Raw genomic sequence first — 5,416 nt, 5'->3', positions numbered from 1 at the left:
CGAAGAACGCCCACTCCGCATCCGACATCAAACCACGAACCATGGCTGCTCTCCGCAAAGAACAGCCTTGAATCAGCGATCAGCTGATTTGGGAATCCACTTTGTCCACATCACCTAGTGCGTCGATCGCTGACACGCAGAGGTTCAGGACGGCAAAGGCCGTCTCATCAGCGGTGTTTACATAGTCTAGGCCACCATAAATGGGCAGGCCTGGTGGCGGCATGACGCCGTAGCTTGAGCGCGTCATGTCGGTCAGCCTCGACCAGGTCTCAGAAACTTCCGTACCGGCCCTGATCGTCATTTCAGCCTCGATCCTAGTCTGGAGGTGGGCCGACGCGTCCCAAACATGCAGGGCTGCAAACGGTGTCGCACGCAGCTCTGCGACCTTGGCTGACCGCCGGTCGGTGTGAATTTCAAGCGTTCGCGCTTTTGGATCGACACCGCGAAGAACGACCGTTCGAGCACGCGGTCTGCCATCTTTGGTGACTGTCGCCAAAGTCGGATGGCGAGACGGCGCATGACGGTCGCCAACACCGCGCACAAGGCGCGCCCAAACCTGCTCATAAAGCGTAGTGAGGTCAGAAGCCCAAGCGTGCACCTCTTGCGTCATTTGTAGACCCCCCTGCGGTCGCTGAACCGTCTAACTCGCTTGCGCCAAGCGCGGTAGCTGCCTGCCTTGAGGCGCGTTCGCATCAGCGTTTGAACCTGTTCGGCCCCCAAGCCATAAAGATCGCGTATCGCGTCAAAGCTGACATGATCGCTGAGCGCCATCTCGATGATCTCGCTTTCTGCTGATGGATCGAGGGCCGGCATGGCTGTTTCGCTTCGAGATTAACGACCGCGCTATGGCCGCGAAGCGGTTCTACTACAGCCGGCGGATGCTGGAGCGGACCTCGACGCGGGCGAGGTGTCGCATTGGACCGCCTTCCCAGCAGCTCTAGGCCGACACATCTGATGTTGGAGATCTGACCGGTGACGACAGCTGCGCTTCTCGTGACGGCCCTCTTGTTTGGGGGAATGGTGCTCTATTCGTTCGGCTTCGCGGCCTTTCTGTTCACAGCGCTGCCAGCCGAAACGGCAGGACCGACCATCCGCCTCGCCTTTCCTCATTTCTATCTGTTCGTATTTGCAACGGCCGTTCTAGGTGCCGCCCTGAGCTGGCCGGTCGATCGGTCGATGTCGTTCGGTTTAGCTGCGATCGGTTTGACCGTCTTGCCGACGCGTCAGCTGCTTATGCCGGCGATCAATCGCGCGACCGACACGGGTTCGAAAGCACGCTTTAAATGGCTGCATGGTCTGTCTGTTGTGATCACGCTTGCGCACATCGCGATAGCAGCTTGGGTCCTGTCTCAGTTTCTCAGCATCAACGGCTAACGGCGGCATCGACGGGGCAATGGCTGACGTGACCCGCTAAAGGTCCTCCGGGAATAGCCAAAGTCCGGCCCTCGAAAGGACGGACAGATGAAGCGATCACGGGTCATGGAAAAGCAGATCAGCGTAGATCAGCACTGTTGATCGGCGTGCAAGGCGGGACCCTATCCGTTGTTCCCCGTCCATCCAATGAAACTTCTCTCCTGCCAGGCCTGAGAGCTGGAAAGCCGAGCGTCTATCCCGCACCGTCATCACCGAGGTCTCATTTGGGTCGATGTCAGTCTTACCTCGCGCGCTGATAGCGGACATCGAAGACGTCTTGTGGAACGCACATTATCTGTCCAGGCAGCACCGTCCTAAACGGCTACCGCAACATTTAGTGTGCCCCGCCCAAAAGTGGCCGTCCCAGAAATCCGAAAGGGGTCGAAAATGACCTATCAGAAAAGGCAGGGAGCCGCCGTGGCGGGAAGCTCTCTGTTGTCGCAGCTTGGGAACCTCCAACGGGTTCGAGACAGCCTTCAGATGCGGGGGCCTAGTAGCCCTCGTCGACATCCGGGCGGAGTGTAGACCTGCGCATTTGTGCCCCAGCCAGCCGTAGAGCCTCGATTTGACGCTCGGCTGTCTGATCCAGAGTGGCGATCAATCGGACCCCGATTTCATCGCCCCGTTGCCAAACGACAATCGCAACATGTTGAGAACCTGAAGGCTGGATCTCAATTTTGATCCGGCCCGACATCTCGCTTTGATAACGCACGCGAAGACGTGCGCCGTCCCCATGCAAATCTCTGACAACTCCGTCGAAGACCTCTCCCCACAGACCGTGCGTAATCTGGCAACGCAGAATACACCGTTCCCGTCCAACCGAACGGCGGTCAAGGTGGGGCTGCGCGGCGTTCGATCCCATCTTCATCTGCTCAACCTGCCGACAAAGTTCTTCGAAACCATTGAGGGCCAGTTCGCCGCTTACCGTCGGGCGACTTCAATTTCCGAAACGGGTCGCACCCAGCGGTTGGCTATCGGCCGCAATCCAGACATTGGCGTTGCCGCTCCAAACCGGACCCGTCGAAGGGCTGTTCGGGGTGGAGAGCGGGCGTAGGCTCAGCCGGCTAAGCTGATGGAGAGAACTGCGCCGATCACGAGCATCCGAAGCCCGACACCATATCGGAGCGCCTCAGTCGTAAGTTTGTTGAGGCAGTGCGTGGCGACGAAGGTTCCACCAAGAGACGAAAGTGTGCCCACCAGCACCAACCAGCCCTCACACTCGGCCAAATCCAGCCCCGTCATGAAGAATGAGGTGGCTTAGGTTGTCAGGCGGGGCAGTCGGGGTAGCACCGAGCACGGTGTATCGAACGGTGCCGGGCGTACGGGGGGGGGGGGCAGAACCTGACTGGTCTGAAATCCGCATGATGAGCAGAACTCACACGCGCACCCCTCGCAAGCGAGGACGGCTTTGTGCTAAGCAAACATCGCTCGAAGGGCCACAGAAATGATAAAGCTTATCGTTCAAGCATGGGATTTCATCTTCAATCACAAGGTGAGCCCTCTGCGTCACATCGAAGACGTGGCCATCAGGCACTACATCCTCCAGGCGTTGGGCTTCATGTGGGCGGTGAGCTTTTCAATCGCGATCGGCAGCTACACGACTGCTTTCGCAAACATTATCGGCCACGCCGTGTTGATTGGCGCGGCTGCCATCACGGTCGCCACCTACACGGCTGCGAAGGTAAAGCCGTCCGTGTTCAAGGGTTCTGGGCGTCGGCCGGATGGCGAGCACGAATGAGCCTCTGCCTCAACCAACGGTTGGAACTTGGGTTAAGCGACGAGGGGCGCGGGGTGCGACCGTTCGCCGAGCCGCTCCGGACTTAACGCCGTCAGATCGGCCTGACTGTCCAACATCTGCTTCGGCGCGAGGCAACTACGGATCGTTCATAACATGTTCCACTAATAACGCAGCAGTGCCCCATCGATGATCGGACGCTGCTAATGTCTCGGATGGGTCGACATCAGTGGAAGGGATCGGGCCGAACATCGGACATTCTCGACGGTGGTCGAGGGTTGGACAACCGCCTGGACACCACTCCGATACACCGCCTCGAAGCCCCGCCTCCGGCAGTGTTTGCAGGTATAGCGCAGGTCGGAATTGTGGACGCGCCCACCGGAAGGCGCCGCAGCTCAGAAGAGTTGGAAACATCCGCTTCGCCCAGACTGGGAAGGGGTTGGGTCGGCCGACTTTCGCAGCCGCAGCTGGCCCTCCAAACCCATGCTGGCGTTGGGTTTGGCCGGTCGGCTTGCCTAGATTTCGTAATGCGGGGGTCAGGTGTTCGAGTCACCTAAGCGGCACCATCCTTCCCATAGGGCCTAGGCTCGACGTAAGGCGGAGGTGCCTTCCGGCTGGGCGCGGTGGTGGGTCCTGCGTGGGATGCCGTCCAGCCTTCACGCTGCAGGCTCACTGGCCCCTTTTCCGGATCGGTCACGCGCTCGTCTGAAGATTTCTAGGGCCAGATGTTCATGGGCGGCCGACCTGAAATCCTTGTCGGTCATGACGCGAGAGAAGATTTCTTCGTTCCCCTCCATTCTGTCGATGAATAGCTCGTCCAGCATCCTCTCTAAGTAGGAGGAGAAGTTGGAGAGGTTGTTGGCCAGTGCAGCTTCAACGATCTTTTCATCGCCTTCAGCGGTGGCCCGGATCTGATCGAAGAAGAATTGGTCGGCTTCCGTGAAGTCAGTGCCGAATCGCTCGTTCAGCTTTGCGACCAACGTGGACAGTGAGACGCCTTCTTCCGACACCCCGCCCGTGCCTACGTCCGTCGGGCCCTTCAGGGGATCGGCCTCGCCGTAACCTCCCCCTCCAGCGCCGTGATGTCGGCCTCGATGTCCTCCAACGGGCGCGGCGGCTTGTAGACGTAGAAGTGACGGTTGATCGGGATTTCATAGCCGACCTTGGTCTTGTCATAATCGACCCAGGCATCGGGCACATGAGGCAGAACCTCGCGCGCCATATAGGCGTCGATCGCGCCCCGGAAGGCATCGACCAGTCCTTGATTAGGCTTGTCCGGCCCGAACTGCATGGGCAGGGGGAGAGTCGTCCCTTCGGGCATCTGCGACGGCTGGTTCTTTCAGGCGATCGAAGGTAGCCCTTCCGCGATCGACGGCCTTCTGCGTCGGCTTGAGGCCGATCCACGCCACACCGATATCCGGGTTCTGCTTCGCCAGCCTGCGGCGACACGACTTTTTAGGGAGCGGACCATGACCAGCGTCCGGATCACACCGGATTTCGGCCCTGATCGCCTGCGCCTCATCAGTGAGTGCCAGACCCGACCGGAAATGGCAGTAGTGGCGCTGAAGAGCATCGTCGATGCACTGCATCCACCGACTGATTAGTGTTTGCCGCCGCCCTCGCCTGCATTGGCGCAGCCCGTTGGCCATGATAGCGACCGCCCAAAAGCGGACGTCCTGAACGTCTCAAACGGGTGGACAGCGGACATGGCCCTGACTTCAACAGTAGCGTGATTGCGCCAGCAGCGGTCATTGCGTTCGGCTGCAGAGTGGACTCTTGAAACTACCTCATAGCGGCAAGGCAGGCACAGCGTAGCGGGCGAACATTGCTCGCAACGGACAAGCTTATGGTGCGTTGAGGTAGCCGAGACCGCAGATAGTCTGCGGGTAGCCGATCGAGCCGTGACCGCTCGCAACGCGAGCGCGCCCAATATGGCCGGATCAACAAGACGCTGCATCTCTCCACGACGTCATGCGTCGGTTCACCTCGCGCCTCTCATTTCGGCCAAAAGCGAACTGCAGGATGCTTTGATCTTGACCGGGACCGGCGACAAAGACGCGTTTTCTACTGTCTACGCGCTGACGTTCTCGAAACTCTTCGCCAACTGCGTCCGAATATGCGGGGATCGAGGTGCAGCAGAAGACGTGATGAGCGAGGTCTACGCCACGGTCTGGAAACGCGCTTCTCAGTTTGATCCAGAGCGGGGAAGTTCCATTGCATGGCTATCGGCTATCGCGCGGAACCGTTCTCTAGACTGGAGGCGTTCGC

At 59.4% G+C, this 5,416-nt stretch carries 10 protein-coding genes and 1 pseudogene; 6 read left to right on the top strand and 5 right to left on the bottom strand.

What is annotated here, in order from left to right; genetic code table 11:
• Nucleotides 1-79: 79 nt before the first annotated feature.
• Together ACP7AU_RS17395 and ACP7AU_RS17390 are read right to left on the bottom strand one after the other, a co-directional pair.
• Nucleotides 80-610 (bottom strand): pyridoxamine 5'-phosphate oxidase family protein, encoded by a 531-nt coding sequence (locus ACP7AU_RS17395; protein WP_426052231.1) that lies wholly within the window; start codon nt 608-610, stop codon nt 80-82.
• The gene (locus ACP7AU_RS17390; protein WP_426052230.1) at nt 607-813 is read right to left on the bottom strand and encodes a DUF2805 domain-containing protein; all 207 of its coding nucleotides are present in this window, start codon (nt 811-813) and stop codon (nt 607-609) included. Before ACP7AU_RS17390 ends, ACP7AU_RS17395 begins: the two co-directional genes overlap by 4 nt.
• A gap of 159 nt (nt 814-972) precedes the next feature.
• Between ACP7AU_RS17390 and ACP7AU_RS17385 the strand changes: the two genes are divergently transcribed.
• Nucleotides 973-1,374, top strand: a complete 402-nt coding sequence (locus ACP7AU_RS17385) for a DUF4149 domain-containing protein (protein WP_426052229.1) — start codon at nt 973-975, stop codon at nt 1,372-1,374.
• Between the two features lie 529 nt (nt 1,375-1,903).
• Here ACP7AU_RS17385 and ACP7AU_RS17380 read toward each other — a convergent pair.
• Entirely contained in the window at nt 1,904-2,188 is a 285-nt protein-coding gene (locus ACP7AU_RS17380; protein ID WP_426052232.1) for a PilZ domain-containing protein, read from the bottom strand.
• Here ACP7AU_RS17380 and ACP7AU_RS17375 point away from each other — a divergent pair.
• Nucleotides 2,147-2,467: a hypothetical protein gene (locus tag ACP7AU_RS17375; RefSeq protein ID WP_426052235.1), complete on the top strand. Its 321-nt coding sequence runs from the start codon at nt 2,147-2,149 to the stop codon at nt 2,465-2,467. The genes ACP7AU_RS17380 and ACP7AU_RS17375 overlap by 42 nt on opposite strands.
• A gap of 390 nt (nt 2,468-2,857) precedes the next feature.
• Nucleotides 2,858-3,151: a hypothetical protein gene (locus tag ACP7AU_RS17370; RefSeq protein WP_426038256.1), complete on the top strand. Its 294-nt coding sequence runs from the start codon at nt 2,858-2,860 to the stop codon at nt 3,149-3,151.
• Between the two features lie 653 nt (nt 3,152-3,804).
• Here the strand turns inward: ACP7AU_RS17370 and ACP7AU_RS17365 are convergent.
• Nucleotides 3,805-4,158: a hypothetical protein gene (locus ACP7AU_RS17365; protein WP_426052228.1), complete on the bottom strand. Its 354-nt coding sequence runs from the start codon at nt 4,156-4,158 to the stop codon at nt 3,805-3,807.
• A gap of 29 nt (nt 4,159-4,187) precedes the next feature.
• Nucleotides 4,188-4,469: a hypothetical protein gene (locus tag ACP7AU_RS17360; RefSeq protein ID WP_426052234.1), complete on the bottom strand. Its 282-nt coding sequence runs from the start codon at nt 4,467-4,469 to the stop codon at nt 4,188-4,190.
• Between ACP7AU_RS17360 and ACP7AU_RS17355 the strand changes: the two are divergent.
• From ACP7AU_RS17355 to ACP7AU_RS17345, 3 genes and pseudogenes are all read left to right on the top strand, one after another.
• Nucleotides 4,438-4,608, top strand: a pseudogene (locus ACP7AU_RS17355) (BLUF domain-containing protein); the annotation flags it as partial. The gene ACP7AU_RS17360 and the pseudogene ACP7AU_RS17355 sit on opposite strands and share 32 nt — an antisense overlap.
• 9 nt (nt 4,609-4,617) lie before the next feature.
• Nucleotides 4,618-4,752, top strand: a complete 135-nt coding sequence (locus ACP7AU_RS17350) for a hypothetical protein (RefSeq protein WP_426052233.1) — start codon at nt 4,618-4,620, stop codon at nt 4,750-4,752.
• Nucleotides 4,753-5,049: 297 nt separating this feature from the next.
• Nucleotides 5,050-5,416, top strand: a 367-nt coding sequence (locus tag ACP7AU_RS17345) for a sigma factor (protein WP_426052227.1), incomplete at its 3' end; no start/stop codon positions are given.

The sequence above is a fragment of the Brevundimonas sp. SL161 genome (genome assembly GCF_049896985.1).
Taxonomy (GTDB): domain Bacteria; phylum Pseudomonadota; class Alphaproteobacteria; order Caulobacterales; family Caulobacteraceae; genus Brevundimonas.
This window is presented reverse-complemented; position numbering and strand designations above follow the sequence as displayed.